General features: G+C 52.2%; 24 protein-coding genes, 1 tRNA gene and 1 pseudogene. 14 read left to right on the top strand and 12 right to left on the bottom strand.

Features of this window, described 5'->3' with window-relative positions; translation table 11 throughout:
- Positions 1-783 carry a class I SAM-dependent DNA methyltransferase gene (locus CFX1CAM_RS10090; protein ID WP_087862901.1) on the bottom strand — a complete coding sequence of 261 codons (783 nt, stop codon included), beginning with the start codon at positions 781-783 and terminating at the stop codon, positions 1-3.
- Positions 784-1,041: 258 nt separating this feature from the next.
- On the opposite strand from CFX1CAM_RS10090, the gene CFX1CAM_RS10085 reads away from it, so the two are divergent.
- The 4 genes from CFX1CAM_RS10085 to CFX1CAM_RS10070 all read left to right on the top strand — a co-directional run bounded on the left by CFX1CAM_RS10085 (position 1,042) and on the right by CFX1CAM_RS10070 (position 4,063).
- Entirely contained in the window at positions 1,042-1,971 is a 930-nt protein-coding gene (locus CFX1CAM_RS10085; protein WP_087862900.1) for a glycosyltransferase, read from the top strand.
- A gap of 107 nt (positions 1,972-2,078) precedes the next feature.
- Positions 2,079-2,501: a sugar 3,4-ketoisomerase gene (locus CFX1CAM_RS10080; protein ID WP_087862899.1), complete on the top strand. Its 423-nt coding sequence runs from the start codon at positions 2,079-2,081 to the stop codon at positions 2,499-2,501.
- Positions 2,501-3,610 (top strand): DegT/DnrJ/EryC1/StrS family aminotransferase, encoded by a 1,110-nt coding sequence (locus CFX1CAM_RS10075; RefSeq protein WP_087863278.1) that lies wholly within the window; start codon positions 2,501-2,503, stop codon positions 3,608-3,610. Before CFX1CAM_RS10080 ends, CFX1CAM_RS10075 begins: the two co-directional genes overlap by 1 nt.
- A 39-nt stretch (positions 3,611-3,649) precedes the next feature.
- A complete protein-coding gene (locus tag CFX1CAM_RS10070) occupies positions 3,650-4,063 on the top strand; it encodes a GtrA family protein (RefSeq protein WP_231940985.1) in 414 nt (137 codons plus the stop codon).
- A gap of 157 nt (positions 4,064-4,220) precedes the next feature.
- Here the strand turns inward: CFX1CAM_RS10070 and CFX1CAM_RS10065 are convergent, their stop codons facing one another.
- Entirely contained in the window at positions 4,221-5,393 is a 1,173-nt protein-coding gene (locus tag CFX1CAM_RS10065; RefSeq protein WP_087862897.1) for a TolB family protein, read from the bottom strand.
- A 96-nt stretch (positions 5,394-5,489) separates the two neighbouring features.
- Positions 5,490-5,858, bottom strand: a pseudogene (locus tag CFX1CAM_RS10060) (secondary thiamine-phosphate synthase enzyme YjbQ); the annotation flags it as partial.
- 291 nt (positions 5,859-6,149) lie between these two features.
- Here CFX1CAM_RS10060 and CFX1CAM_RS10055 point away from each other — a divergent pair.
- The gene (locus CFX1CAM_RS10055; protein ID WP_157891846.1) at positions 6,150-6,362 is read left to right on the top strand and encodes a YtxH domain-containing protein; all 213 of its coding nucleotides are present in this window, start codon (positions 6,150-6,152) and stop codon (positions 6,360-6,362) included.
- A 105-nt stretch (positions 6,363-6,467) separates the two neighbouring features.
- Here the strand turns inward: CFX1CAM_RS10055 and CFX1CAM_RS10050 are convergent, their stop codons facing one another.
- The 3 genes from CFX1CAM_RS10050 to CFX1CAM_RS10040 form a co-directional block, all read right to left on the bottom strand.
- Positions 6,468-8,321 carry a hypothetical protein gene (locus tag CFX1CAM_RS10050; protein WP_087862894.1) on the bottom strand — a complete coding sequence of 618 codons (1,854 nt, stop codon included), beginning with the start codon at positions 8,319-8,321 and terminating at the stop codon, positions 6,468-6,470.
- 11 nt (positions 8,322-8,332) lie between these two features.
- Positions 8,333-9,586: an LCP family protein gene (locus CFX1CAM_RS10045; RefSeq protein ID WP_087862893.1), complete on the bottom strand. Its 1,254-nt coding sequence runs from the start codon at positions 9,584-9,586 to the stop codon at positions 8,333-8,335.
- Positions 9,587-9,704: 118 nt separating this feature from the next.
- Positions 9,705-10,124 (bottom strand): CBS domain-containing protein, encoded by a 420-nt coding sequence (locus CFX1CAM_RS10040; protein WP_162287685.1) that lies wholly within the window; start codon positions 10,122-10,124, stop codon positions 9,705-9,707.
- A gap of 176 nt (positions 10,125-10,300) precedes the next feature.
- Here CFX1CAM_RS10040 and CFX1CAM_RS10035 point away from each other — a divergent pair, with 176 nt between their 5' ends.
- Both CFX1CAM_RS10035 and CFX1CAM_RS10030 read left to right on the top strand, forming a co-directional pair.
- A complete protein-coding gene (locus CFX1CAM_RS10035; protein ID WP_087862891.1) occupies positions 10,301-10,942 on the top strand; it encodes a hypothetical protein in 642 nt (213 codons plus the stop codon).
- 264 nt (positions 10,943-11,206) lie between these two features.
- Positions 11,207-11,839 carry a cobalamin B12-binding domain-containing protein gene (locus CFX1CAM_RS10030; RefSeq protein WP_087862890.1) on the top strand — a complete coding sequence of 211 codons (633 nt, stop codon included), beginning with the start codon at positions 11,207-11,209 and terminating at the stop codon, positions 11,837-11,839.
- 338 nt (positions 11,840-12,177) lie between these two features.
- Here the strand turns inward: CFX1CAM_RS10030 and CFX1CAM_RS10025 are convergent.
- Positions 12,178-12,250, bottom strand: a tRNA-Glu gene (locus CFX1CAM_RS10025).
- Between the two features lie 87 nt (positions 12,251-12,337).
- Positions 12,338-12,847, bottom strand: coding sequence for an FKBP-type peptidyl-prolyl cis-trans isomerase (locus tag CFX1CAM_RS10020; protein WP_087862889.1), 510 nt, complete (start codon positions 12,845-12,847; stop codon positions 12,338-12,340).
- Positions 12,848-13,182: 335 nt separating this feature from the next.
- On the opposite strand from CFX1CAM_RS10020, the gene pgm reads away from it, so the two are divergent.
- Together pgm and CFX1CAM_RS10010 are read left to right on the top strand one after the other, a co-directional pair.
- A complete protein-coding gene (gene pgm, locus CFX1CAM_RS10015; protein WP_087862888.1) occupies positions 13,183-14,835 on the top strand; it encodes a phosphoglucomutase (alpha-D-glucose-1,6-bisphosphate-dependent) in 1,653 nt (550 codons plus the stop codon).
- A gap of 60 nt (positions 14,836-14,895) precedes the next feature.
- Positions 14,896-15,870, top strand: a complete 975-nt coding sequence (locus CFX1CAM_RS10010) for a phosphatase PAP2 family protein (RefSeq protein ID WP_087862887.1) — start codon at positions 14,896-14,898, stop codon at positions 15,868-15,870.
- Between the two features lie 168 nt (positions 15,871-16,038).
- On the opposite strand, the gene CFX1CAM_RS10005 is transcribed toward CFX1CAM_RS10010, so the two are convergent.
- From CFX1CAM_RS10005 to wecB, 4 genes are read right to left on the bottom strand one after another with little or no spacing between them, the layout of a single operon-like run.
- Positions 16,039-17,292, bottom strand: coding sequence for a glycosyltransferase family 4 protein (locus CFX1CAM_RS10005; protein ID WP_087862886.1), 1,254 nt, complete (start codon positions 17,290-17,292; stop codon positions 16,039-16,041).
- Positions 17,289-18,395, bottom strand: coding sequence for a glycosyltransferase family 4 protein (locus CFX1CAM_RS10000; protein ID WP_087862885.1), 1,107 nt, complete (start codon positions 18,393-18,395; stop codon positions 17,289-17,291). The genes CFX1CAM_RS10005 and CFX1CAM_RS10000 overlap by 4 nt, the downstream gene beginning before the upstream one ends.
- The gene (locus CFX1CAM_RS09995; RefSeq protein WP_087862884.1) at positions 18,392-19,417 is read right to left on the bottom strand and encodes a glycosyltransferase family 4 protein; all 1,026 of its coding nucleotides are present in this window, start codon (positions 19,415-19,417) and stop codon (positions 18,392-18,394) included. The genes CFX1CAM_RS10000 and CFX1CAM_RS09995 overlap by 4 nt, the downstream gene beginning before the upstream one ends.
- Before the next feature lie 44 nt (positions 19,418-19,461).
- Positions 19,462-20,601, bottom strand: a complete 1,140-nt coding sequence (gene wecB, locus CFX1CAM_RS09990; protein ID WP_197687128.1) for a non-hydrolyzing UDP-N-acetylglucosamine 2-epimerase — start codon at positions 20,599-20,601, stop codon at positions 19,462-19,464.
- A 365-nt stretch (positions 20,602-20,966) separates the two neighbouring features.
- Between wecB and CFX1CAM_RS09980 the strand changes: the two genes are divergently transcribed.
- The 5 genes from CFX1CAM_RS09980 to CFX1CAM_RS09960 are packed head-to-tail and all read left to right on the top strand — an operon-like array spanning position 20,967 to position 26,473.
- On the top strand, positions 20,967-21,701 hold the full coding sequence (locus CFX1CAM_RS09980) for a hypothetical protein (protein WP_087862882.1): 735 nt from the start codon (positions 20,967-20,969) through the stop codon (positions 21,699-21,701).
- Complete coding sequence (locus CFX1CAM_RS09975; protein ID WP_087862881.1) at positions 21,698-22,318, top strand: hypothetical protein; 621 nt, start codon at positions 21,698-21,700, stop codon at positions 22,316-22,318. The genes CFX1CAM_RS09980 and CFX1CAM_RS09975 overlap by 4 nt, the downstream gene beginning before the upstream one ends.
- Complete coding sequence (locus tag CFX1CAM_RS09970; protein WP_087862880.1) at positions 22,318-24,009, top strand: hypothetical protein; 1,692 nt, start codon at positions 22,318-22,320, stop codon at positions 24,007-24,009. The genes CFX1CAM_RS09975 and CFX1CAM_RS09970 overlap by 1 nt, the downstream gene beginning before the upstream one ends.
- 2 nt (positions 24,010-24,011) lie before the next feature.
- Positions 24,012-24,704, top strand: coding sequence for a hypothetical protein (locus tag CFX1CAM_RS09965; RefSeq protein WP_157891845.1), 693 nt, complete (start codon positions 24,012-24,014; stop codon positions 24,702-24,704).
- Complete coding sequence (locus tag CFX1CAM_RS09960) at positions 24,704-26,473, top strand: glutamate mutase L (RefSeq protein ID WP_087862878.1); 1,770 nt, start codon at positions 24,704-24,706, stop codon at positions 26,471-26,473. The genes CFX1CAM_RS09965 and CFX1CAM_RS09960 overlap by 1 nt, the downstream gene beginning before the upstream one ends.
- Positions 26,474-26,476: the final 3 nt, after the last annotated feature.

Here is a 26,476-nt window from a genome sequence, read left to right as displayed (position 1 = left end):
TCATGTTTGTGCCACGCAGAGGATGTTCCAGGTGTCGGCGGTGATGGTTTCGTCCTGTGAATAGCCGGCGTACCATTTAAGGGGCGTGAAACCGGCTCGGGTTAGAAAGTATGCCATCTCCTGGACCTGGAAATAGCGGTTGACGTGGCCTTCGGTAAAGGTCTGGCAGCGACCAGCGGGGTTGATCTCGAGGAGCGTATAGGTGACTTTATAAAGCTGGCGCTGATAATCCAGGTGGGCTTCTGAAATCTTGATGTACTCATGTTCCTGGTCGTGCAACCGCGAGATGCGAATCGGGTCCAGGTGTTGGATCATGGCAGCGGCGTTCCAGAATTCGAAGATGAACAAACCGCCAGGTTTGAGGTGCGCGTGGATGCGGGTCAGGAGGGTTTCGAAGTCAGCGTTACCCGTCACGTAACAGATCGAATCGAACAAGCAAATCACCGCGTCAAAGGGGCGTGCGGGCTGATCCAGTTGGAGCATATCCTGGGCAAAGAAGCTGATCTTTGATCCCATGGTTTCTGCTTTGATTTTGGCTTTGCTGATCATATCGGGCGAGAGGTCTGTGCCCACGATCTCGTGCCCTTTTTTTTCGAGAAGAAAGCTATGCGTCCCGGTGCCGCAACCCAGTTCGAGGATTTTTTGAGCGGGTTGTTTGCCAAACCTTAACAGCAAGGTGTGCACAAAATCTGCTTCATGGGCATAGGTTTTGTGGGCATAAAACAGGTCATAGATTGAAGAAAATTTGCCGCTGTAATTGGGTTGTTGAGAGGGATTTGTCATCGGAGCAGTCCTGGTTTATAGGGATATGCATTCAGCAACAGGCGCCGTAACGCGCTGATAAGGATACCTTTCAGGTGCGTATCCTGTCAAGTTAGCGAAAGCGCGGTTTACAAACCGGACGCGTTTTGCCCGTGGTTCGCTTTGGGTCATTATACGGACACGAAATTGACCCCAGGTGATAGAATAAGCACAGAATAATGATTTTGAAGCAAACACCGCTTTGGCGGTCTTTTGTGGAATACAGAGGTAATTGATGTTATGAAAACGCTCTCTATTGTGATCCCGGTGTATTACAACGCAGAATCACTGCCGTTTTTATTCGAGGCTTTGCAACGTTTGGAGGATAACCTGCTACAAAAAGAAGTCGCCCTGGAGTTGATTTTTGTCGACGACGGTTCAGGCGATGATTCATTTATCGAGCTGATGAAAATCAAGCGTGCTCGACCTGCGACCAAACTGGTGAAGCTCACCCGAAATTTTGGCAATATCCGCGCCGAGAAGACCGGCTACCGCTATATCACAGGAGATTGTTTTTGCGCCCTGTCAGCGGATTTGCAGGACCCTCCAGAGTTGATCGAAACGATGATTGATTACTGGCTGAAGGGTGAAAAATTTGTCATTTGCGTCAGGGAGCAGCGTATCGATCCTCCCCTGACGACCTTCTTTGCCAACCTGTTTTATAAACTGGTGCGCGGCTTTGTGATCAAAGATTATCCCAAGGGTGGCTTTGACCTGGCGCTGATGGACAGGGCGTTGCTGCCGTATATGCTTGCCAGCGGAAAGAATATCAACACAGCCCTTTTTGCTTATTCCCTGGGATTCACCCCGGTAAAGATCAATTACACCCGTCAGAAACGTGAGCACGGCAAATCACGCTGGACCTTTGCCAAGAAATTCAATTATTTCATCGACTCAATTTTAGGCTTTTCAGTGATCCCGCTGCATTTGATCTCCTGGGTTGGGATCACACTGGCGATTGTCAGCTTCCTGTACGGTCTGTACCAAGTTTTGTATGTCCTCTTCCTGGGCAGAGAAGTGCCGGGGTTTGCATCGCTATTTGCATTGACGGCTTTTTTATCCGGATTGACCCTGACGATGCTGGGAATCATCGGACAGTACATCTGGCGCATCTTTGACGAGGTAAACGGCGCGCCGGAATCTGTGGTTGAAATCGAATTGCTCGATTGACGGCGACCCTTAGAGAATTTAATCGAAAAACGAGCTAAATCGATTATAATTTGTGAGGTTGTGCTCGCTACAGCCAGAATATCACCTATCAATGACTGGAATGAATGATGAGTGCTGATGATACCATTTGCAGGATTATTGATCTACCAAAATTTTCGGATGAACGCGGCTCCCTGACGTTTTTGGAGAGTTTTCAACACGTTCCATTTGATATTAAAAGGGTGTTTTACCTGTACGACGTACCTGGCGGCGCTACTCGAGCAGGGCATGCCCTTAAAACCTGTCACCAGCTCCTGATCGCAATTTCGGGCAGTTTCGAAGTGGTGATCGACAATGGGGTTAGCCGGTGTGAGTATGTGTTGAACCGAGCTTATAAAGGCTTACTCATTCCGCCTGTCATTTGGCGTGAGTTGAAGGGTTTTTCAACAGGTTCGGTATGCCTGGTGTTAGCTTCAGAGCCTTTTGATTTGGATGATTATTTCAACGATTATGACGAATTTCTTCTGGCAGCACGTGGAGAGCACGCATGATCCGTATCCCTTACCTTGACCTTAAAGCCGTCAACGCAGAAGTGCAGGCGAAGCTTGATCAGGCTTATGCGCGGGTTCTTGATTCGGGCTGGTTCATCCTGGGCAGGGAAGTCAGAGCTTTTGAGGAGGCGTTTGCGGCTTATGTGGGGGTGAAGCACTGTGTGGGCGTAGGCAACGGACTGGAAGCCCTGCACCTGATTTTGCGAGCGTATGGGATCGGGGCGGGCGATGAGGTGATCGTCCCTTCCAACACCTATATCGCGACCTGGCTGGCTGTCACCTATGCCGGTGCCCGACCGATTCCAGTGGAACCCGATCCACGCACATACAATCTTGACCCTGCCAGGATAGAAATGGCCCTTACCGAGCGGACACGCGCGCTTTTACCCGTGCACCTGTACGGTCAGCCCGCAGCGGTGGAACCCATCATGGCCATCGCAGATCGGCATGACCTGGTTGTGATTGAAGACGCTGCTCAAGCCCATGGCGCCCGCTACCAGGGTCACATGTGCGGCAGTCTGGGACATGCCGCCGGGTTTAGTTTCTACCCGGGGAAAAATTTAGGGGCACTGGGCGATGCCGGTGCGGTGACAACCAACGATGATGTCCTGGCGGAAGCCGTGCGTTCTTTGCGAAATTATGGCTCGCAGAAAAAATATGAAAATGAAAGACTGGGTTTTAATTCTCGTCTGGATGAACTGCAGGCTGCTTTTTTGAGTGTTAAACTGCCCTATCTTGAGCAGTGGAACCGTCACCGCCAGGCAATCGCTGATCGGTACACTGAAATTTTCTCCAAGGAGCCGGGGTTGATCGTACCGTACGTGGCGGAGAGGTCGTCTCACGTGTGGCATATTTACCCGCTGCGGTGCACCCGTCGGGATGCGCTGCAAGCCTACCTGGCACGGGAAGGGATCGAAACCCTGATTCATTACCCGCACCCGCCACACCGCTCCGAAGCCTACGCCTTTTCTGGCTATCCTGAGGGCGCCTTCCCCTTGGCTGAGGAGATCGCCGAGACTGAGTTGAGCCTGCCCATCAGCCCGGTGATGAGCCTGAACGATGCCGAAGTGGTGGCACAGGCTGTGATTGGGTTTTTAAAAACAGGGTGATGGGGGCAAGCAGCATCATCAATGGCTGAGGTCGGGAAATTGATTAAGAACGTGTGGCAAAAGCACAAACAGGTGCTGTTGTGGGCGTTGGGCGGTGGGGTCAACACCTTGCTTACTTACGGGTTGTATTTGGCTTTTAACCTGATTATGGTTTACCCCATTGCATATTCAGCATCTTATGTGATTGGGATCGTTCTGTCCTTTTTCTATAATTCCCTGGTGGTCTTTCACAGCCCGCTTTCATTCAAGAAATTCGCCCTGTTTCCCATGGTTTACCTGGTTCAGTATTTATTGAGTCTTGGCTTGCTGACCGTATTTGTGCAATTTTTTATGGTCAGTGAAACGCTGGCGCCAATCTTTGTCCTGGCCATCAGCCTGCCGGTGACTTACCTGCTGAGCAAATTGATCCTGAAGGGAAAAGACCGCGCGGCGGAAGATGAACTGCAGCAGTAGTTATCTTCATCGGGTTGGCGTACTGACCTGATGTGCTTGCGACCGGTAGACGAAACGTCCCTCAGCTTTTTTTTGATATTCTGTTGATTGTGTAAGTATTCCAGCACCAGGTCCTGCACACAGGTTGATGCCTTCTGACTGCAGCCGAAATGATTGATTAATCAACTCCCCAGCGCAGATTGGTCGCATTGGGCAGCGGCAGAGGAACTGCCGGGACATCTTCCACGCTCAGCCAAAGGGTTGATCCTGCCGGGAAATCGTCTGTGCCCTGTGCCAGGCGAATCAGCACGCCATTACCAGCGGGCGCCCACAGGCCGGACTCGACCCGGTATCTGTCGCGGCGCAGTTCGTTACGCCCGTAACCATCCTGGCGCACGCTGATCAGTTTTAGACCTTGTGGTTGTTGAACTGGATCATTGGAAGCGCCCATTAACACCAGCAGGCGCCCATCAGGGCTGACGAAGGGAAAGGCATAATGGTAGTACCAGCGTGCCGGTTCAAATTCAGCGATCATTTGGCATTGTGCGGTTTCTGGCTTGCAGCGCATCAAAGACTGTTCTGATCCAAACGCTTGATTCGCCAGGAAAAGGTCGCCCGCATCGGAGCTCCACGCGAAAGACCCTCCTGATTGGGGCGATATATTCAAATGCAAGGATTCACCCAATTGTAGCAGACTTATCCAGCGGTAATATTTGTTTTCAATCGGATAGGTGTACTGATCGAGCAGGATGAACCGTCCATCAGGAGACCAGGAGAGCACGCCTTCGAACAGGGTTGGATTACTGGATGTGGTCGATTGGCGCCAAACCATATCCGCCTGGCCGGTTTTTAAATTGAAAATCTGCAACCCGTTTTCAATAAAGGCGATTTTCTGTCCATCCGGTGACCAGCAGGGTGTGCGTAGAGCCGTAGTGATGTACTCGAAATCGTTCAGGCGTGCCAGCTCGTCCGAAATTGGCGGTAATGCAGGCCCCGCTCGCAGAACCTGGCGATTATTCCCCTGTGAATCGCTGGTGATCAGGCTGTTGTTGCTGATATACGCCAGCATTCCGTTCACAGATAGGTCAAAGGACTCGATTGGCGCGTTTTCATTCGTCAACTGCTGTGTGGATTGGGCGTCTGGATCCAGGCGCCAGATTTGTCCATTTTGCAGGTAAAACAGGGGTGCTGGTAATTCAAATTTCTCTGGTGGCAGGTTTTGAGTGGTCATTTCAGGAACGGGCTCACTTTCTTGTGGGGAGTATTTTGTGGTTGTCAAACACGCTGACAGGGTGATCGACAGCAGTCCGATCAAAGTTAGTATCATTTTGGGCTGGATTGATTTTTTCATAAATGCTCACCGGGCTGGTTGTTCTGCTTTGTGTAAAGTTGATTGGAGTGATTCCGATGCTGTCAGGGTTTGAATTATTAAGAATTTTACAACAAATTATTCCACTGACAAGACCCGCAGCAAAACCTCAGGCCGATGTGCACGGCGTCGGTGTTCTGCTAAATAGACACCCTGCCAGGGGCCCAAACTGAGCCGGCCAGCATCAACCGGGATGGTGAGGCTGGTGGCGGTGATCATGGTACGCAAGTGTGCAGGGGAATCATCCCGGCCTTTGAGCGTGTGCACATACCAGCTTTCGCCCTCAGGCGCGATGTGGTCGAGATAAGCTTCCAGGTCACGCCGGGCTGTGGCGTCATAACTCTCGTTGATCACCAATGAGGCGCTGGTATGGGGAATAAAAAGGTAGGTCATGCCTTCAACCACGCCCCAATTCTGGATGTTGGTGTTGATTTCGCGCGTGATCTCATAAAATCCGCGTCCCTAAGTGTAAACTGTCAGGTTAGTTTTATGAAACCTCATAAGGATCACCTCTTAATTTACAGCCATTATTCCTTTCTTTCAGAGGGCGGGATTTCGTTTGCAATTGCAATTTGTCGATTAACCGTGACACCGGGGTTTTATTGAAAATGGCTGAAATAGAACAAAATTCCAAGATTTGATTGCAAGCTACTGATAATCACTGGGGCGATATTTTCAATTATGAGGCGATGCGTTATAATATTTTCATCAACAGACCGGGTACATTTGGAGGAAAGTATGCGAAAATTTGGAAATTTCATTTTTGGTGCCCTTATCGGCGGTGTGGTTGGCAGTACATTGGCACTTTTGTTTGCCCCAACATCAGGCGACAGCGCCCGTAAAGAGATTGTGGCTTATTTCAACCATATCAAGGATGAGGTAAACCGTGCCGCCGACGAAAAACGTGCTGAAATGTTGGAACAGCTTGAAGCTTTGCGTTCTGGAAAATAGCATAGAACAACACAATTTTCGATCAAGATTTTCAATCAACTTGGATTAACAATAAAGACCACGGATATTCGGGGGCTTTTTTGCGTATGTTGTTGCGATCCGATATCAAGGATAGGAGTGCGGATAGGCGTTGGTTGGCGCTGGGGGATAACCTCCGCCATAGGGCGATGTGGGCGTTGGCGTAAGCTGAATGATGAACGGCGGTACCACCTCTTGAGGCAGCGGGGTCGGCGTGGTCGTGGGACGGAAAATATTGGGACTAACACTGGGTGTGGGGGTTGTTGTGGGTATGCCTGGCATATAAGCGATGTCGTTGACATAGTCGATGCTGATCCGGCAAATACCGGGTTCAATGTGCTGGATGACGGCATCCCAAGTCAGGGGATGCCCGCTTTTGTAGGTTTGTTCAATGGCATTAGAAAGGCAACCCGGGCCGCCGTTGTAATTGATCAGCGTAAATCGCCACAGGTCCTCATATGAGCTTACCTCACCAGCAAGGCGACGTGTGGTGTTGTAAATGATCTGGCCTACCTGTTCACAATTTGCCAACAGGCTGCGAGCAAAGATGCTGATGCTGAAGTTCGCCTGCTGCAGGTCGATGCCCATCGGGCATTCAGGGCAGGCGGCATTGACTTTGTTCACCAATGCGCCGCGCAGCATCTCCTGTTCGCCGATGTCCAAGTTGCCGAAGCCCTGCTGGCAAACCGTGGTATCCAGTACGAGAGGGCAAAATTGCCTGAAGAATTCAGGATTCCAGAGTAAAACGGTATCTGCGCCCATGTCACTTAAGTGACCCAGCCCTGCTTCATAGTGGCTGGCTGCGAATCCTGGCCAGAACTGACTTTCTCGGCTGAAGATATTCTTCATCAGTTGACCTGGGATACCGGTCTCTTTTGACACACGTACAATCTCGGCGTTGAACTGGTTTTGCCAATCGTTCATCAACTCGCGCGTGGCATCCAAGCCGCATTGATTGGCAACGCCGGATGGTTGCAAACCCCCGCCCGGGCATTCGCTGGCGCCAGCCAGGCCTTCTCGGATGAGCGACCCGGCCAGGTAGTAATAAGGCTCGCTTGAGATGAGTGCATCAGGATGGTCAGGCGAAGACAACCATAAGGGCGGTCCACCAACGGGAGGGAATGCAGACCAAATTTGTGAGCATGATGATCCAATATCGCGCAAATACTGACTGCTGAGAATATCCACGTACCAGTAGGGGGTGTCCACGGTGTTGACGTCAGGCGCTGCGAAGTCGCCCCAGGGAATTACCCGGATTTGAGCGGTAAACAGTTCAGTCGAATCCCCAAAGCTGGAATCAGCCCAGAAGGTAACCCGCACACCGTTGATTCCGGTGGCTGGCAACGGCACCGTGCATTCACTCCCCTGGCAGCTAAAATAGTCGTTGCCGATCGTACCCTGGATGCTAATAATCTGCTCGTTGGGAAGCGGTTCGACTGCTATCAGGTGCAGTCTTGGCTGCGTTTCGCAACGATTTTCAGGCGGCTGCGGGTCACAATCGGCAATGTCGATAAAAACTTCGGGTGGTAAGAGGGTCACTTCGATTTCCCGCTCGCCCGGAGTGACACTGACCAGGTGAAGATACAGCCCGGGGCATTGTGCAGCACTTTCAATATCTTCAGAAAAGATGCAGGGATTGGTTTCTTGCCAATCCTTGGAAATTTGATCTCCACAAAAGTATTTCACCTCATCTGGATGAGGCCAGCCTTCGTGTTCGATATACATGGTGCAGATGAGCTTGGAGTTATTCCAGGTTAGCAACCACCATTCATACGTGGTGTATGAAACGGTAATCACCGCCTGGCGGTCGGGAGATTTCGATCCAAGGCTGTATGCATCGACTTGAAGATAGCGGGCAGAGATCAAACCCACCACAACACACGCGATCAAAACGATCGAAAAAACAATTTTTCTTGTGTGTTTGAGATGGTTTTTTAACATACTCAACCTTTTTACGGATATCCCAGCGTTGTGGGGGTAGCGGAGACGCCGGGCGTTTCCCAGGGTGGGGTTAATTCTAAAGGTTCCGATGGCGTTGGCGCGTCTGGTGGTATGGGGGTACTTTGCTGGAAGGAGATTGCCGTAGCCTGCTGAGCGGCTATCAGCTGTGCCTCCAGGGTTTGGAACTGGTTGGTAAGCGGACTGGGAATCAGGATCGTGGACAGTGCAGTTTCGAGCACGTATTTAATCGCTTCTTGATCTGGCAAAAACACCATCGCCTGACTGTAGCCAGGAACTTCCCAGAGAGAAATCTGGTCCCACCCGATGAGAAAATAACCAATCCGGTCAGGGTCTGCCAATCGCAGTGCAAGGGGGATGAACCCCATCAGTTCGGGCAGTGAAAAATCGGTCTTGATCCAGCCCTGGTAACTGGCAAACAGTGTGGGCAGTTTGGCGAGGTTGCCGTTATGGGTGAGGTTATGGAAGATCAACTGCAAGAGCTGTTGCTGTCTTTGCATACGGCTGATTTCGTCCATTCCATCACGGTAAGAGGCATAACACAGTGCCAGAGTGCCGTCCATCGGGATGACCCCTGCGGGAATGCCTCCGCATGCATGGGGAATGGGTTGAAATACTGTGACTTCAATCCCATTGATATCGTCCACCAACCATTGAAAGTCACCCGGGTGAGCGAGAACAAAGCGGCTGGGAAGCACGCCAAAATTATAAGCCAGCGTCGTACGCAAGGTTTCAATTCCACCGATGGCATAAGCGGTACTGAGCCGTTGCATTGTGAAGCCGGGAATGTAAACGTACAAATCGCCAGGAATGGAGATCAGGCTGGCTTTTGAAAACCTGGGATTGATAAAAACCAGGTGGATGGCTTGCGTTTTTCCGCTGAAAGGCGGTTCAGTATCTGTTCCCAACAACACCCACACCAGGATATGATCATCGATTTCCAGCCTTTCGAGGGGCGGCGGAATCGGTGTGGCAGGCTGGATGGCAGGCGGCGGAAAGGATGGCCAGAATGATTGATCGTCCTGATCAAATTCTTGGGCGGTTGGTTCTCTCTCCGTCTGATCCTGGATTTGGTCGAAGTTTGTCTCGAAGATGGTTGGCGGTGTCTCAATTACAGTGAGCCAGTTGAGGTTGTCGTCAAAGGCTGGTGCTCCATCTTCAATTTGACACCCTTGCAAAGCTAAACCAAACACGATCATGCCAGAAAGGATCAGAACTGCCAGTAGAAAATTCCGGTGTTTTAGCAACGGTTCACCTATCTGATACTTGTTTGATATTATAGCATGTAATATCTTCAACAAGGTGTAAACATCTCCGGGTGATCACTGGTGATGTTAAAAATTTTATTGAATCGGTCTATCTCCTTTAACGAAGGAGCCTGTCGCCATCTCCATGACCGAGGGCTTCAGCGACAACGAGAAAATCTGACGCCGAGATGATACCAATGATGGTTCCATCTTCTGCAATAACAGGAAGCTGGTGAATATGTGAATCGCTCATGGTCCTGGCACATTCATAGATGGTTTGATCGGGGCTAACGCTGATCAGGGGTGTGGTCATGATCTCCTGAACCTTAGTTGTTGCCGGGCTTTTCCCACGCGCAACGATTTTGTCACATATGTCGATGGAGGTGATGATCCCGTATTGTTTTTCTTCTTCGTTGATTTTGACGATGAGGCTGTTCACATACCTGCGGCGCATGATGGACAGCGCATCCAAAACGTTTCTTTCCTGGTCAATGTAAATTACCAGATCAATCATCCAATCTTTTACCAGATCCTGCATGTTCAGACTCCTTATTAGCATCAGGTTTGATTTTTTCCTGCAATCCCTATTATATTACAGATTATAAAGCAAGTGGAATTTGGGAATGCAACGCCGAAAAACACGAGTAGTATTTGTTAATGGCATTGATTTCCTTTATAATGATGTTGGAACATGGATTGCAAGGAGGCTTGGAAATGAAGAAACTAAACCGCAGATTTTTAATATCTTTAACCGGGGGCATCCTATTGCTTGTGGTTGGTGTGCTTCTATTGCTTTCCAACCTGGGTATCGTTACCCTCGAACTGGAGTCGGTAATTGGTCCGCTGTTGGCCGGTGGAGGACTGATTTTCTTGCTGGTTTTCATCACGAATACTGACGCGTGGTGGGCGCTGATTCCTGGTTTTACCTTAATTGGTGTGGGGATCAATGCATTTGTGAGCCCCTGGCTAGGAGAAAATGAAGGGAGCGTGACCAGTGCAATCTTTTTAGGGTCGGTTGGGTTGCCCTTTTTATTGATCTATATTTCCAATCATCGTCATTGGTGGGCACTGCTCCCGGGGGGCGTCTTGTTATCGATAGCTGTGACTCAACTGATCCCGGACTCGTCCGCTTTGAAAGATGGTATATTTTTCCTGGGATTAGCGATCACCTTTGGCTTGTTGTACTTACTTCCCACACCCTCGGGCAAACTCAAATGGGCATTGTATCCTGCAGGCATTTTGCTGCTGATAGGGATTTTTATCACATTGGGGGCGACGAATTTGTTGGCGTTTGTCGGACCGCTTGTGCTGCTGGCTTTTGGCGTGTACGTGATTGTTCGCGCCCTTCGAAAATAACGCCACCCCTTTTACAGCAGCCCTGCAGACCTGCCTAAAGGTCATGGGGTTGTGAATACGCGTCCAAAAAGCCCTCATACAGGGGATGCGTTATTTGGCTTGAAAGAAAATCAGGTTATCGGTACTGCTGAAATCGAAACGATCCAACTCTGAAGGTCTCAGATTACCAGCAGGTTATTGTTATATAATAGGAGTGTTGTCGAGCGCCATCGCCTCGCTCAGGAGCGGATCGGTGCGAGTGTTTTGACAGAAAGGAACAGCAACATGGATGGCGAGTTAAAAGAACTCTATACAGCAATCCTCGAAGGGCAGCGCGACGAGGCTAAGGAATATGTTGAAGCTGCTTTACGTGCAGGCGTGCCGGCAGGGGAGGTGCTGGATGTGATGGTTAATGCCATGGGCGAGGTGGGAGAATTGTTTGAGGAGGGCGAATACTTTGTGCCGGAAATGCTGATCGCTGCCCGGGCTATGAAAACAGGAATGGAAATCCTCAAACCCGAATTGGTGGGTGCGGATATCCAGCCAATTGGCAAGATTGTTGCCGGGACGGTCAAAGGTGATCTGCATGATATCGGTAAAAACCTGGTCTGTATGATGCTGGAGGGCGCCGGGTTCCAGGTGGTTGACCTGGGCACGGATGTATCCCCGGAAGCTTTTATTGCTGCTGTTCAGGAACATCAGCCTGATTTTGTGGCTATGTCTGCCCTGTTGACGACGACCATGCCGAACATGGAAACCACCATCACTGCCCTGAATGCAGCCGGTTTACGAGGTGCAGTCAGGGTTTTGATTGGCGGCGCGCCGGTTACGCAGAGTTATGCAGATAAAATTGGGGCTGATGGTTATGCCCCAGATGCCAGCCGTGCGGTCAAGCTGGCAAAAACTTTGCTCGGGTAACGATTTTCGTCCAGGTTTTAGGAAAAGTCAGGGCGTTGCATGGTGAACGCCCTGTTTTATTTGATATGCGACGCCGATTAATGCCGGGACATCACTGGAAAATTCGCTTGAATAAAAGAATGACTCCACGGGAATACCCAAAGGGCACGATGTTCGAATCCCGGTTTTGGCACCTGTACCCCGAAGGGGTATTGAGAGGGCCAACACCTTTGTATAGAGAATAAAAAAATGCCCCCACGGGAATACCCAAAGGGTACGATGTTCGAATCCCGGTTTTGGCACCTGTACCCCTAAGGGGTATTGAGAGGGCCAACACCTTTGTATAGAGAATAAAAAAATGCCCCCACGGGAATTCGAATCCCGGTTTTGGCCTTGAGAGGGCCACGTCCTAGGCCACTAGACGATGGGGGCAAGTGCAGAAAATTTTATCACATCCTCAAAGCAACGTCAACAAAACGCTCGCAGGGATATAAAAAACTTAAACACTAAAAATATGGATCAGCAATTACCGCAATTGCTTGACGTGCATCCGCTGCAGGCACTGGCCAGGCATCCCTGGGCAATTTCCAACTCAGTCGCCGGGCGCAGAGCACTCACTCTGGTTTTGAAGAGCAAGTCCTTGCCTGCCAGGGGGTGATTGAGGTTGAGCATCACGATTTCATCGGAAATGCCCATAGCAACGGCGGTAAACACATGTCCCTTGTCATCCTGCATACGCATCGGGTGACCTAATTTGATCTCAAAATCCTCGGGGAATGAGGACAACGGGACTTCGATCTCCAGCTCGGGATCATATTTGCCGTAGGCGTCTTCAGCTTTGACAAGGACTTCTTTTTCCTCACCCAGTTGCATGCCTTCAACTTCTGCTTCCAAGCCAGGGATAATATTGCCATGACCCTGGAGAAATTGAATTGGTCCGGAATCAATTTCCTTGCCATCGACCTCTAAACGGTAATCCATCGTTACCACAACATTTTTCTCAACACTTGTGATTTGTTTTTCAGCCATTAAAAAGCTCCAATCTCGTTATCGCAAGGCAAACAGCCCTGCTGGTTTATTTTAAAATCAGCAGGTCATTATACTGCAGGGCTCTGAATAAACCAGTTATTTCTCTCTCTTCTGATAAAGAATTTATATTGATAAATAAATGAATTTTAACTTCCCAGGTTTCCCTTCAATTTAATGCATCTTAAGTAAAGATGAGCTTTGGTATAGGGTATCTGTGGGCAATGGGAATCGGTTGCCTATCGATGATAACCAACAATTTAAAACCGCTAATCGGTGCTTGACCCGTGTATAATTGAAGTGGATCGTTGTCGAACCCTTTTTGGAAGGATCATGCTATGAAAATCAGCCCCTTGGCTGGAAAACCAGCCACTCGAGAATTGCTTGTTGATATTCCCCGATTAATTTCTGCCTACTACACCGAGAGACCTGACCCGCATATCTTTGACCAGCAGGTGGCATTTGGCACTTCGGGACATCGCGGCACATCACTGACGCGGAGCTTTAATGAGGATCATATCCTGGCCATCAGCCAGGCTATTGTTGAATATCGCATGAAGCAGGGCACCACCGGTCCATTGTACATCGGCAAAGATACGCATGCGCTGTCTGAGCCAGCGATGCGCAGCGCGCTGGAGGTGTTTGCTGCCAATGGCGTCCAGATCATGCTGCAGGAAGGTTTCGGTTATACACCCACACCCGCGATTTCACGTTCGATCCTGGTCTACAACCTGGGGCGTACCCGGGGTCTGGCAGATGGCGTGGTGATTACGCCCTCGCATAATCCACCCGGAGACGGGGGCTTTAAATATAATCCCCCGGACGGAGGCCCAGCGGGTGCTGAGATCACCAGGGCGATCGAAGATCGGGCTAACCAGATTTTGAGGGAAGGCTTGAAGGCTGTCAAACGCATTCCCTACTCTAAGGCAATTAAGGCTTCCACCACCCACCCGGTGGATTTCATCCAGCCCTATGTGGAAGACCTGGCGAACGTCGTCAACATGGAAGCCATTTCCACTGCTGGAGTACGCATTGGCGTTGATCCTCTGGGCGGGGCAGGGGTTGCTTACTGGGGCCCGATTGCCGAAATCTATGGTTTGGATTTAGATATCGTGAACCCGGACGTCGACCCCACCTTTCGTTTTATGACCGTTGACCACGATGGGAAGATCCGCATGGACTGTTCATCGCCCTACGCCATGGCGGGCTTAATTGAAATGAAAGACAGCTACGATATCGCCTTTGGTAATGACTCCGACTTTGACCGGCATGGGGTTGTGACGCCCGTGGGGGGGTTGATGAACCCCAATCATTACCTGGCGGTTGCGGTGTGGTACCTGTTCCAGAACCGACCGGCTTGGGCAGCCAAAGTCAAAGTGGGGAAGACAGTTGTGACCAGCGCAATGATTGACCGCGTGGCTAAATTCCTCAACCGGGACCTGGTTGAAGTTCCTGTGGGCTTCAAGTGGTTTGTGCCGGGTTTGTTAACGGGCGACCTGGGTTTTGGCGGCGAAGAAAGTGCTGGAGCATCCTTTTTACGCAGGGATGGCACGACCTGGACAACGGACAAAGATGGGATCATCCTGAACCTGTTGGCAGCGGAGATACTGGCTGTGACCGGAGAGGATCCGGCACACATCTATCAGCAACTGCAGGAGAGGTTCGGGCAGGCATTTTACCAGCGCCTGGAAGGCAAAGCCACTGCGGAACAAAAAGCGGTTTTCAGAAAATTGTCACCCGAGATGATCACCGCCGAAGAATTGGCGGGGGAGAAAATCATTGCCAAGCTAACCCGGGCTCCCGGGAATGATGCTGACATCGGCGGTCTGAAGATTGTGACTGAAAATGGTTGGACGGCTGTCCGCCCATCAGGTACAGAAGATATTTACAAGGTTTATGCAGAAAGCCTTTTAAGCCAGGAGCATCTGAACCGCATCCTGGAGGAAGGGCAAGCCATCGTCCAGGATTTGTTTGACAGCCAGTCCGGCTGATTAATCATGCGGCGATTTGGAGTTGACGTTTTAATGAATTAATTTTTCAAGGAGGTTTGTATGGCGGCTGTTAATCTTTGGCAAATTGTGGTTAATGAGTTTTTTCAAGGCCTGGGGGCATGGTTGTTGGCGCCCATGAAGGTTATTACGTTTTTTGGGGAAGAATTGTTTTATATCCTCTTACTGCCGGTCCTTTATTGGAGTTTTGACCAGTTGCTGGGTCTGCGCGTGGGGATGATGTTGCTGCTCAGCAACGGGTTTAATGCCTTTTTTAAGTTTTTATTCCGCTTACCGCGTCCCTGCTGGATCAGTGACACAGTCACCTGCCATGTTCATGAAACTTCGTTTGGCTTACCCTCAGGGCATGCTCAAAATGCGATCTCAGTATGGGGCTGGCTGGCTGTTGAAGTTAAGAAACGCTGGTTTTCGATTGCGATGGTGGCGCTGATTTTCCTGATCGGGATTTCCAGGCTGGTTTTAGGTGTGCACTTCCTGGGCGATGTACTGTTTGGCTGGTTGATCGGCGGCTTGCTGCTGGCGGGGTTTGCAGCCTGGTCCAAAAAAATTGGGCGCTGGTTTGAGGCGCGTTCCTTTGGCGCAAGGCTCGGGCTGGTGATTGCCAGCACAGTCGTGTTGATGCTGTTGATCCTGGTCGTTAATTGGGCTTTGGGTCCCAGGTGGGTGATGGATCCTGAATGGGCTGGTCGTGCTGGTCAGGTGGCGCCCTTCGGTCTGGATGGCACCTTTACCCTGGGTGGCACCTGGACGGGATTGCTGGTTGGTTTTGTAATCCTCTCAGAGAAAAAAGGGCGTTTCCTGGCAAATGAAGGCGGATGGCGTCGGCTGGTGCGCTTTCTGATCGGTTTGCTCGGCGTGGTGATCCTGTACTTTGGCTTGGGACAGGTCCTCCCGCGGGGTGCACATTTCCTTGGTTATTCCATGCGGTTTATTCGTTACACGCTGGTGGGTTTGTGGGTTTCATGGTTGGCACCGCTGGTATTTGAAAAAGTGGGTGTGTTGAAGTTTAAGGAATGAGATCGCTGGTGGGGGATAGAACTTAGAACTTAGAGCTTAGAACTGAGAGCTAAGTACTGAGTTCTATTCTCCATTTAAGGTTTCCTAATTCCTGTTTCCTGATTCCTAATCACTTAGTCCAATTCACCACTCACCATCATCGTCCCCGAACGAAGGCGCATAAAACCTTTAAAGGGCACGGGGAGCGCGACGCGAAGTCGGATCATCCCCCAGCAATTTCTCGTAAAAATTTGAAATTTGCGGGTGAGTTGCCTCCTGGGAAGCCCGTTGCCTGACCAGAGCCAGGTTGTGCTCAGTTGCTTTTTGGCGCAGTGTTTGATCCTCCAGAGCCTGACACAGCGCTTCAGCCAGCTGCGTGGGTGAGCGTGGGTCTACCAGCAGACCGTTAATGCCGTTTTCAATCCATTCCCGCAGGGATTCTATATCGCCGGCGATCGGGAAACAGCCGCAGGACATTGCTTCCAACAGCGAGTTGGGGGTGCCGTCGTGACTGCTGGGTGAAACAAATACCCGGGCAGTTTTGAGCAGCGACCATAATTGAGGTTGGGAGAGTTTGGGCAGCAGGTGGGTATTGCTTTGAATGCCATATTGGCTGACCCAGGTTTCAGCCTGGCGGATCCCAGCCAGGTTGGGGCAGATAAAATGAACTTCGGGATAGCGAGCAAGGACGGCAGGAATAGCAGCAAAGAATACATCCTGATGAACAGATTTTGGCCGCATGCCACGCGGGTTGACCACAAAGACACCGGATGCTGGCAAGCCAAATGCGTCAGGGTCCAAGGACGGGGCAGCGAATATGGCGTTTAGATCCAAACCTCCTGAGCCGGGGACGACCAGCGTCGGCACATCTGCTGGCAGACCCCAGTTGCGCGCCAGGCGCACGTCCCGCTGCGTATCGGCGGCAAAGCCATCGGCACACACCAGGCAGCGTTGTGTGAAGGTGCGCATTAAAGGCGAGGCGCTGGCATGCAGGGTCAGGTCATTGCCCCAGGTAGCGGCGATGAAAGGGATTCCTTTTGGGGTATAGCTGCCCAGCATGCCCTCAAAGGGGATGCGCAGTGCATGTACCAGGTCGGGCTTGATCCTGGATACCAGCGCCTGGTAGGGACGGGCAAACCTGGCGACCGTCAGCGGACCCAGGAGATAGCGCAGAGGTTGCAAGACCGGGGCAAAATGGCGGATCAGCCTACGCGCAGGAGTGGATTTGGGCTGACCGTCAGGGGCGGCTAAACCGGCCTGGGCTGAAGAGCTCAGTTGGCTGAAAGCGATTGGCAGAATAGAAAAATGTCTTATGCCTTCTGGTGGGTTGCAGGGGAAGGTGGAAACCAGGCTGACGGAGTAACCCAGCGCCTGGATGTTTGTGATCCAGCTTTGTGCCGTAGGGCTGCGACCATCAGCGATCAACAAGATATGTGTGCTCATGGCAAACTCCGCTTGAGCGCCTCGATGAATACAGCAACCATTTTCTCCAGGTTGATCTCCTCGGACACAATCCGGTAACTCTCAGCTCCCATTTTACGCAGCATGGGGATATCTCTCAATGCTGTGGAGAGGGCTGCGCCCAGGGCGGGCAGGTCATCGGGCGGAATTTGCCAGCCGTTTTCCGGGCGAACGAGATCTGCCTGGGTGCCATCAGCTTCGGCGGCGATCAAGGGCAGTCCGTAGCTCATGGCCTGCTGAAGCGCTAACCCGCCGGTGCCAGGCAGGACGAAAAGATCCGCTTCACGAAATTGTTCTGCCAGTTCGGCGCCGTACAGGGCACCGGTGAACACCGCACGGGGGTAGACCTCCTCAGCCAGGTTTTCCAGGCGCTCCCGGTCGGGTCCGTCACCGACGATTACCAGGTCTGGCTGTAATAATTCTGGCAGTTGAGCGCAGGCGCGCAGCAATTGATCCACCTGTTTGCGCGCTTGCAGTCGCCCAACAAACAGGACTCGCTCGGGCTGATCTTTGGCTGGTACAGGGCGTACAGGCAGCGGGTGAGTGGGTGCGGGAGCCACCGCGTTGATGGCAATCAAGATGCGCTCGGGTGGAAAACCCAAACGGGCGTATTCATCCGCACCGGTCTGGCTGTAGGTGATCAGGGCGTCAAACTGGCTGATGAAGTGTGTGCGTCGCCGACGGCGCAATCCGGTCAGCAGCCCGGATATCGGCGGCGCGCCCAAACCCCAACCGATCACCGGGCGAGCCCGTTTGCGCATCCAGCGCAAGGCAGCAGGAGTGCGTAAATATCGGGGGTTGGCTTCAACGATCAGGATATCGGGGTTAAACTGCTTCAACCAGCGCAGCAAACCGAATTGCAGGCACAGATAAAAATTGCTTTTCAACAAGTGCAGGTTTTTTCCATGGATAAGATGGGCAGAATCGAGGGAGGTTGCGGTTTTAATCATTTCGTCATCGCGAGGCTCGCCAGCGAAGACTTCCAATCCGCCAGGACAAGCCTGGCCCAGGGCGTTGAAAAAAGGCGCCCGGTATTCAGCCAGAACGCGCTGTACCACGCCAACCTTCCCTGCAAACGTACTCATGAAACCCCCAGGGCATTCAGATAGCCGGCAAGCATGGCTTCAAGGCTGAATACGGCTTCAGCTCGGGCGCGCGCGCGTGCCCGGTAGGCGGGGTTATTCTGCAGGATTTCAACGCAAGCCTCAGTCAGGGGCGGAATCAGCGGGTCTTCTAACCGCCAGTGATCAGCACCGTAAGGCACGACCCTTCCGGCACCGTCCTGGATCAGTTCAGCCAGTGCGCCGGTATCATAAGCCAGGACCGGGGTGCCGCAAGCCAACGCTTCGATCACACTGTTGGGACAGGCGGCGTTGAGATCAGCACTGAACAGCACGTGAGCAGAGCGGTCAACGGCGGCGATGTCCTCGCGGGGGAGCACGCCGCGCCATGTAATCCACAGATCAGGCGCCAGGCTGTAGGCACGGGCTTTCATTTCGTCATTAACATCACCGGCAACCATCAATTCAAGGGGTCTTCCACAGTTAGTTTTGACTGCGCTGGCCAGTTTTACGGCGGTTTCCAGCCCGCGGGCGTAAGCGCCAACCAGGCGCCCTTCCACCAGCAGAATCCGAAAGTGATCCTCTGGTGGAGTTTCAGGCCCGTTGGGAGAAAATTCTTGCAGATCCACCCCGTTATAAGTGACCTGGTGGGGGATCGGTCGAGACCCATAGACCCTGTTCCACCAGGTATGGCAGAAGTGGCTCTGGTACACGATGCCATCTGCCAGGTGGCGGCGGATGAAAGCCAGGACCTGGTTATTGACCTCCGACCTTAAAAAAAGACGCGGGGCAGTCTTTTCCAGCCTGTGAATCCAGTTCATGCCGTTGAGCCGTTGAATGATGCGCACACCACGGCGTTTGGCCTGCCAGAGCTTTAAAAGTTGCCGGGAGCCGCCGATGACAAGAACGGCGGTATTCTCTGGGCTGGCGATGTTAAAGGTATGGGGAATGCCGCGAGACTTCAGTCCGGCAATCATTCTGGCCTGGAAGGAGGCTGTTCCACCCAACCCGGTCAGCTCAGGCACCAGACAGATTTGAGTCTTCATGAAAGCCTATCATCCGATCGGGTATCGATTGCTTTTGTCACGTTCTACCCCGTCTGTGAAGCCAAAAGCGCGGCAACGATCCGTTCAGCCGCATGCCCATCGCCATAGGGATTAACAGCCCCGGACATGGCAGCATGAGCCGCGCGGTCATCGAGCAGTTTTAGGGCTTCCATGAAAATGGTGTCTGGATCTGTACCGACCAGTTTCAAAGTGCCCGCCTGTACGCCCTCCTGGCGTTCGGTGCGCTGGCGCAAGACCAGGGTGGGAACACCAAACGACGGTGCTTCTTCCTGGATGCCGCCCGAATCGGTCAGGATCAGGGTGGCGTGTTTCATCAGGTGGACCAGGGGCAGGTAATCCAGGGGCGGCAGCAGGTGGATGTTATCGATACCAGATAGCGCCTGGTGGACCGGTACATGAATGTTGGGATTGAGGTGAACCGGGTAAACGATGACAATTTCATCCTGGTAAGCCTGTGCCAGGCGTTTGAGAGCCAGGCAAATATCCAGAATGGGTTGACCGAAGTTTTCCCGGCGGTGTGCAGTCACCAGCACCAGGCGGCGCTTTCCAGCGGACACGCCGGTTTGGTCAAGCAGTTGATCCACCTGCGGAGGGGCTGGTTGCTGGCTGATGATCTTCAGGGCGTCAATGACCGGGTTGCCGGTGATTTTGATGATCTCATCCGGGATGCCCTCTCGCAGGAGGTTCTGGCGATTGTTTTCTGTTGGGGCAAAGTGCAGGTCTGCCACCACACCAGCGATGCGGCGGTTCATCTCTTCGGGGAAGGGCTGCCATTTATCGTGGGTTCGCAGCCCGGCTTCAATGTGACCCACCCGGATCTGGCGATAATACCCGAGAATCGCTGCTGCCATGACCGTCGTGGTATCCCCCTGGACCAGCAGCCAATCGGGACGGATTTGAAGCAGCACAGGGTCCAGATGGGTGAAGATGCGAGCGGTCAACTCGGGAAGTGTCTGGTCGTGATCCATCAAATCCAGGTCGATATCCGGGATGATGTCAAATGCCTGCAGGACCTGGTCGAGCATTTCGCGGTGCTGGGCAGTGACGCACACCGTGATATCAATGTGATCTGGATGTTCCCGCAGGGCTTTAATCACCGGCGCCATTTTAACAGCTTCCGGGCGGGTGCCAAATATCGTCATAACCTTTAATTTTTGTTCCATCAAACCCATTATACTTGAAGCTGGATTCAATTGGAGATCACCAGGTCGTCGCTGCGTCTTCATCAAATGAAAATGAAGAGTTTATGGGATTAATTTTTCGCGCCCTTATGTTATACTTTTGTTATGCAGAATACTGACTGGCTCACATGGAAGCGTTTTCTTGCAAAAAGGGGATGGATATCGCCAGCCTGCGAATTATTGGATTTCTTTCAGCCCCTGTTGCCTTTGATTGCCCAAAGTATGTTTCTGGGTTTTCCGTTGTTAAAAGCCACACCTTTTGGCCTTACTTATGCGAAGCTGTTGAACTTGTTGGGAGACCCTGATGAAATTAACCAGTTCAAAACCTTTTTACAGGAGACCGGGGCATGACCTGGACTGAGATCGGGTGGGTCATCATCGGCCTGGCTGTCGTTTTGCTGTTATTTTTCAGTCTTCTATTTTCACGGCGTGGCAGATACGCAGTGCGGGTTAACCCGGCGGTTAACGCCTTTGTTAAGCAGCGTGTGCGCTCCCTCGAAGGGGGCAAACAAAGCCAGGTTGCATTAGGGGACCGGTTCTGGTCGCGGTCTTACCCGGCATTGGGATTGCATGCTCTTTCTGTGAGCGCCAGCCTTGCGGAGACAGACCTGGGCGCCCAGGAAACACAGGTCTTTGCCGCCGGCACCGGGGAGCTCGCCTTATTTGCACGCCAAATTCTTTGCGGCACCTACCAGGGCGGCTATTCATCGGCGTTGAATTTGATCTTAACCGGACCCACACCGTATGCCTTCCTGGCGGGCTTTTTAGGGGAGATGGGACTGCATTCCCCGGGTTCTGTGGGATTATTCGGGCACTATGGCCCGATGGGAGCTTTGATCCTGGAAGCTGCGCAGATAAAAGGGGGGCATCCCTTTGCTGCAGCCGGATCCATCAGCGCCCAGGCAGCCCTGTTTTTAACCACGCGTGATCTATTAATTGGCGAGGAAATATTTCTTTTGCCCGGTTTGATGGATCGGTCGCCTTCTCTTCAGGCAGCCTGGATCAGCGAGGACATCCTTCGTGTTTTACTGATTACACTGCTGGTGGTTGCAGCAGGATTGACGCTGGCGGGTGTTTTATGAAGCGAATTATTGCAATTTTGGTCGCCAGCCTGACTGGGCTGACCGTTTTGGCGGGATATTTTTTCCAGGCGCAACTGGCAAATCTCACAGGGTTGCTGATCGAGTGGGGGATTTTGCTGATAGGGTTGGCTGGCGTGATCGGGATCGGGTATTTACTCAAAATGCATCTTGTTCGGGTTGCACACTGGCAAAAGGGCAGCTTGTTAAGTCTGATCGTCCTGGTGGCTTTTTTGGTCACCGTCGGCATCGGGTTTTTCTTACCTTCGGAGAGCGCCTTTTTCCGTAACTGGGTGCTCAACATCCAGATCCCGGTAGAGACCAGCCTGTTGGCTATCCTGACGGTGACCATGCTATTCGCCAGCTTACGGATTATTCGCACCCGGGGCTGGACGCTCATGTCGGCATCGTTTTTAATCAGTGCTCTGATCTCTCTGATCCTAAATTTGCATTACCTGAACCCTGCGAACGGTACAGCGGGCGCTGAATGGCTTGAATTTGTCCGCCGACTTCCACTGGCAGGTCTGAGAGGCATACTGATCGGAATTGCATTGGGTGGATTGATTGTTGGGTTGCGGGTTTTACTGGGTATGGATCGCCCTTATGAGGATGGGCCGTAATGCTTGTGTTGATTTGTTCTGAATGTGGTGCAGAAAACCCACTTGGTACAGAAAAATGCTTGCTGTGTGAAGCATCCCTGGAGGGCGTCGTCCCTGTCGATTTGCCCCGAGATGATCAGCCCGATTTAGCAGGGGATGAGGAGCACCTCACCGATTTACTGCATTCCCTCAAGCAGGATGAAGACCAGGACCAACTTTTTGACGGGGCTGACGGGGAGTTTCCCCCATCACCTGATCATGATGAAATTTTGGAAGATGCAGAACAACCTGATGATGAGCCGCAAGTGCCGGAGTGGTTGTATCGCATTCGGCAACGTGCACAAACTGAACCAGATTCGATTGGCGAGATCACCCAGAAGATCAACGCAGCTCGGGCAAGCCTTGAAACGGCACAAAAAGAGGATCAGGAGCTGCAGTTGCGATCGGTTTTGCAGAAAATTCAGGGTGAGGTTGAAAAAAAACCGCCCGATCAAGTCCCTGATGAGATCGAGGATTCGGAGGAGGTCGGCACTTCTGGCTCTATGCACGAAAATTGGCTCCGGCGCATCCGAAAGAAGCATCGCCCGGCTGAAGCTGAGGATGCAAAGGAGATCCTTTCAGAAAGGGAAGGCGATAGCCTGCTGCACTGGCTGGTTGCGTTGGAAAACGGCGAACAAACAATGGAAGAGCTTGTGGAAGAGGCTCCTGTTGATGAAGCAGGTCGTGCCGAAGACACAAAGGAGACGGCTATATCGAAGGGTTCTGAGCAGGCTACCCGAGAAATTATCCTTGACGACATCAAAGGCACCCAGCTCGAAGCAATGGCACTGTCCATCAGCCGCGAAGAGCAGGCAAGAGCAGATCAGCTCGCCGCGACGATGCGCTCCGACAAGGAGAAACGCCCTGCGCACACCTCGGACAGGCCGGCGCTTAACCGCGGGTTACGCCTGGGAATCGGGTTTTTGTTGATCACGATCTTGAGCCTGGTCCTTTTTATGGGACGCCCCGGGGAAAGGGTCTCCGGAGTAGCAGCCCCCCACATGAGAGATATGGTGGAATGGGTGGGCGGATTACAGGAAAATTCGAAAGTATTGCTGGTGATGGATTATTCAGCAGCATTTTCAGGCGAAATGACGTTGATCGCCACGCCAATCCTCAGAGGAATTTTCGAGGCAGGCGCTGAGGTATCGACGCTCTCATCAGCACCTGCCGGGCGTTTACTTTTTGATCTCCTGGTTGAGGAAGCGACTCTGGTTGATCAACGGGTTGTGACGGATCTGGGGTACTATCCGGTAGGGTCTTTTGGCGCTTATGGGCTTGCGCGCCAGACCTTACCGGGCGAAAACGAACCGGAGTTCGCGCTGACCCTGCCCGTTAAGCCCTTTGATGCAATTTTGATTCTAGGGGATGATTATGAGGGTGTGATGGCCTGGATTGAGCAAATCAAGAGCCTGAAACCCGATGTACCGATTCTTTTAATCCTCAGCGCCCAGGCAGGGCCGTTGTTGCAGCCCTACTGGGAATCGGGACAGGTAGCAGGCATGATCAGCGGTATTGCAGATGCTGTCAACCTGGAAGGGCAAAACTCCGTCTCTTCGATCCATTGGTTTGCTTACAGGGTGGGTATTGTTTTGATGATCCTTATGTTAGTGATTGGGATGAGTTTTCCCAGTTCTCGGGGGTCGTTGGGAGATGAGGGGGGTGAGCGATGAACATGCCTGAACTGGTCTGGGGCGTGGTTGGCTTCCTGCTGACGGTGATGATTTTAAGCTATTTCATCGGCGACAATTTCTTTTTTCGGCTGGCAGCATACCTTTTCGTGGGTGTAACCGCCGGATTTCTGACGGTTCTCATCGCCCGGCAGATCCTGTGGCCGTATTTACTCCAACCCCTGTTGGGGGGGACAACCTATCAGCGGTTGTGGGTGCTGATTCCGCTGTTATTATCTCTTATGTTGATCTTGAGTCAAATTTCCCAGTTGCGTGCGCTTGGCCGTATTCCACTGGCGTTTTTAGCCGGGTTGACTGCTGCGCTGGTTATTGGTGGCTCTGTTTTTGGAACGATGATCCCACAAATGCGGGCGGTGGTGATTGATTTTCGACCTGCTGCCTGGCGCATAGAATCTCGCAGTCCATGGATGCATACCGTGGATGCAGTCGTGATGCTGATTGGCGTGATTGGCACATTAAGCTATTTTCACTTTGGAAGCCGATTTAAACGCAAGACTGATTCTTCAGATCATTCACGACCGCGCCTTCTACAGGCGCTGGCGCACATCGGTGAGGTATTTATTGGGCTTGCCCTCGGCGCCGTATTTGCGGGTATTTTTTCATCTGCCTTGCTGGCGATGATTGACCGCATTGCATTTCTTGGGGGCTGGATTGCACGTTGGGTTGGGGGTGGGTGATGAGCGGGCCGACCAGACACCCTTATGCGCTTTTAGGGCTGGATGTGGGTGGGGTGAATTCACGCGCCTGCCTGGTTGGGATTTCTGATGGAAAATATCGCTTACTCGCAAGCGCTCGTTCGTTGACCTCCCTTGGACAAGACCTGCACATTGGCAGCGGCGTTGACCGGGCTGTGCAAGCCTTGCAGAGGAAAACCTATCACCTGTTTCTAAATGAAGGTGGCGGTTTATTAATGCCGGTTGACCGCATCGGGCGTGGGTTAGACCGGGTTGGGATGACCCTATCTGCTGGAAGGCGGATCAGGGTAGCCCTGGTGGGACTTTCCGATCAGGGTTCTCTCAAAGCCGCCAGAGCTTTAGTTGATTCGCTGCCCATATGTGCCGTTGCCCATTTAGATGCTGCAATGCAAATGGATGAGCAACGCGCCATTGAGAGGTTGCTGGCTGCATTGCCGGAGATATTGATTGTTACCGGTGGCGAGGATCACGGCGCAACAGAGATGATGCGCCGAACCCTTGAAATCGTGCGCACCATCTGCGGTATATTGCCCCAAGCCGCCAAACCGCTGATCCTTTATGCCGGGAATGCTGCCATGGAAGCCGCAGCAAAACAACGTTTGGAGCGGGTTGCCAGGTTGCGGATTGTGCCCAATCTTCAGCCGACCTTTGGCAAGTACGACCTTACGCTTGCTCAAAATTACCTGGAACGTGAGATCCTGCGTTCGTGCAAGACAGATTTACACGGGTCTGAGGCTTTGTTTGCGCTCACGGAGAATTTGTTTGGGCTCACAGGGCTCGGGGCAGAGCGGATGATCCGCTGGCTCAGCCAGGTAAGAGCGGATGATTCAGAAAAGGTCACCTCAAGGGGTTTTCTGGCGGTTGACCTGGGCGGCGTGTACACCACGCTTGCAGCAAGCCAAAATGGTATCAGCGGGGCTGTGATGTTGGAAAAATTTCCTGACCTGGCCCAGCGGGATCAGCAGGCGACTGCACAGGCGATTTGTGATTGGTCAGCCACATCGGTGACCTTTGACGAAGCTGACCAGTTTTTATGCAATTACGCAATGGTGCCCAGGTGGATTCCTGACACCCAGAAAATGCTCAGCCTCTCCCTGTCCTTTGCCCGTTATCGGCTGCAGCAGGGATTAATTAGCCTGGCAAGGAACCATGATTGGCTGGAATATCATCCAGAACACGGTTTGGACGGGTATTTTGAGCCTATCATTGCCAGCGGCGCTGTGCTTACCGGTGCACCAGACCCTGCCCTTGTGATGTTGACCTTGTTGGACGGGCTCCAGCCGCGCCAAATTACCACCATGGTGCTTGATCGACACCATCTTCTTCCGCTTTTAGCCAAGTTTGGAGAAGTCGAACCCCTTGTACCGGTACATTTATTGTCTTCCCCGGCATTTGAAAATTTGGGAACAGTCATTTCGACGGTAGGAGAACTGCCCCGGGGAAAAACAGCTCTGTCAGTTGATGTAAAAACCGCATCCGGCGCAAGTTTCGGTCAGGAGGTGCAACACGGCCGGTTAGCATGCCTGAAGGTTCCCCAGGGTGAGCCAGCTGTGCTCGAATTAAACCCTCATCGCCGCGTGGACATCGGGTTTGGTGGTCGGGGGCGGGGAGGACGGCTAAAGGTGGTCGGTGGCAAGCTGGGAGTTGTGATCGATGCGCGCGGCCGCCCCTTGCAACTGCCAAAGCAACCCGAATCACGAATTGAATTGCTGAATCGCTGGCAGCGCATGTTGCAGGATGATCATGGATAAGTT

It is taken from the genome of Brevefilum fermentans (assembly GCF_900184705.1).
Lineage (GTDB): Bacteria > Chloroflexota > Anaerolineae > Anaerolineales > Anaerolineaceae > Brevifilum > Brevifilum fermentans.
Note: the sequence above shows the minus strand (reverse complement) of the source record. Positions and strands in the feature narration are given on the sequence as shown.

Bases quoted from the DNA above. Each gene is read 5' to 3' on its own strand.
- CFX1CAM_RS09995 (WP_087862884.1), bottom strand. From the start codon at position 19,417: ATGAAGACTCAAATCTGTCTGGTGCCTGAGCTGACCGGGTTGGGTGGA.
- CFX1CAM_RS10005 (WP_087862886.1), bottom strand. From the start codon at position 17,292: ATGAGCACACATATCTTGTTGATCGCTGATGGTCGCAGCCCTACGGCA.
- CFX1CAM_RS10090 (WP_087862901.1), bottom strand. From the start codon at position 783: ATGACAAATCCCTCTCAACAACCCAATTACAGCGGCAAATTTTCTTCA.
- CFX1CAM_RS09965 (WP_157891845.1), top strand. From the start codon at position 24,012: ATGCCTGAACTGGTCTGGGGCGTGGTTGGCTTCCTGCTGACGGTGATG.
- CFX1CAM_RS10065 (WP_087862897.1), bottom strand. From the start codon at position 5,393: ATGAAAAAATCAATCCAGCCCAAAATGATACTAACTTTGATCGGACTG.
- pgm (WP_087862888.1), top strand. From the start codon at position 13,183: ATGAAAATCAGCCCCTTGGCTGGAAAACCAGCCACTCGAGAATTGCTT.
- CFX1CAM_RS09980 (WP_087862882.1), top strand. From the start codon at position 20,967: ATGACCTGGACTGAGATCGGGTGGGTCATCATCGGCCTGGCTGTCGTT.
- wecB (WP_197687128.1), bottom strand. From the start codon at position 20,601: ATGGAACAAAAATTAAAGGTTATGACGATATTTGGCACCCGCCCGGAA.
- CFX1CAM_RS10050 (WP_087862894.1), bottom strand. From the start codon at position 8,321: ATGTTAAAAAACCATCTCAAACACACAAGAAAAATTGTTTTTTCGATC.
- CFX1CAM_RS09975 (WP_087862881.1), top strand. From the start codon at position 21,698: ATGAAGCGAATTATTGCAATTTTGGTCGCCAGCCTGACTGGGCTGACC.
- CFX1CAM_RS10085 (WP_087862900.1), top strand. From the start codon at position 1,042: ATGAAAACGCTCTCTATTGTGATCCCGGTGTATTACAACGCAGAATCA.
- CFX1CAM_RS10035 (WP_087862891.1), top strand. From the start codon at position 10,301: ATGAAGAAACTAAACCGCAGATTTTTAATATCTTTAACCGGGGGCATC.
- CFX1CAM_RS10010 (WP_087862887.1), top strand. From the start codon at position 14,896: ATGGCGGCTGTTAATCTTTGGCAAATTGTGGTTAATGAGTTTTTTCAA.
- CFX1CAM_RS10000 (WP_087862885.1), bottom strand. From the start codon at position 18,395: ATGAGTACGTTTGCAGGGAAGGTTGGCGTGGTACAGCGCGTTCTGGCT.
- CFX1CAM_RS10055 (WP_157891846.1), top strand. From the start codon at position 6,150: ATGCGAAAATTTGGAAATTTCATTTTTGGTGCCCTTATCGGCGGTGTG.
- CFX1CAM_RS10020 (WP_087862889.1), bottom strand. From the start codon at position 12,847: ATGGCTGAAAAACAAATCACAAGTGTTGAGAAAAATGTTGTGGTAACG.
- CFX1CAM_RS10030 (WP_087862890.1), top strand. From the start codon at position 11,207: ATGGATGGCGAGTTAAAAGAACTCTATACAGCAATCCTCGAAGGGCAG.
- CFX1CAM_RS10080 (WP_087862899.1), top strand. From the start codon at position 2,079: ATGAGTGCTGATGATACCATTTGCAGGATTATTGATCTACCAAAATTT.
- CFX1CAM_RS09970 (WP_087862880.1), top strand. From the start codon at position 22,318: ATGCTTGTGTTGATTTGTTCTGAATGTGGTGCAGAAAACCCACTTGGT.
- CFX1CAM_RS10040 (WP_162287685.1), bottom strand. From the start codon at position 10,124: ATGCAGGATCTGGTAAAAGATTGGATGATTGATCTGGTAATTTACATT.
- CFX1CAM_RS09960 (WP_087862878.1), top strand. From the start codon at position 24,704: ATGAGCGGGCCGACCAGACACCCTTATGCGCTTTTAGGGCTGGATGTG.